This is a genomic window from Vibrio sp. 2033, assembly GCF_033339735.1.
This window is the reverse complement of the sequence record NZ_JAWOVC010000906.1, coordinates 1-504: the sequence shown is the minus strand read 5'-3', so window position 1 is coordinate 504 and position 504 is coordinate 1. Positions and strand designations below refer to the sequence as shown.

Here is a 504-nt window from a genome sequence, read left to right as displayed (position 1 = left end):
ACTTCGCCATTGACGTAAAACAAACGGAAGTAATTGATTGTCACCATGACTTTCGGGTTGATTAGATAGTCACCTTTTAAGCCCGTTTCGATTTCGTACTTGAGCTGTTTGGGCGTTTTATTGATCGCTTTGATTCGTCCAAGGTAAGGGTAATCAAAGTAACCATCTGACGTGATGAGGATGTTTTTAATAGAAAGATCTTCCTCCCCGTAAACTTGCACTGAAATAGTGTCACCAGTATCGAGTAGGTAATCTTGTTCGTTTGAATTCGCGCTAACAAAAGTACTGAAAAGTAGCAGAGCTAGGCCAATTAACTTGAATAATGGATTCATTAACATTCCTTGTTACAACGAAAATTGCGCGCTTAACGTCCAGACATTTTGGTCGTAGCTATAACCTGAACGATTGGATGTTTTGTCTTGATATTGCCAATCCGCTTTCAATTGAATCCAGCGTCTAATTTGATAATCAACGCCAGCGGAAAGGGTATATCGTTCGTCGTTT

At 39.9% G+C, this 504-nt stretch carries 2 protein-coding genes; both read right to left on the bottom strand.

Annotated elements, in window-relative coordinates; all coding sequences use genetic code 11:
- On the bottom strand, nucleotides 1-332 hold a 332-nt coding region (locus R7P74_RS29745; RefSeq protein WP_318124346.1), incomplete at its 3' end, for a polysaccharide biosynthesis/export family protein.
- A 12-nt stretch (nucleotides 333-344) separates the two neighbouring features.
- Nucleotides 345-504 (bottom strand): outer membrane beta-barrel protein (locus tag R7P74_RS29740; RefSeq protein ID WP_318124347.1); only part of this gene is annotated, 160 nt, incomplete at its 5' end.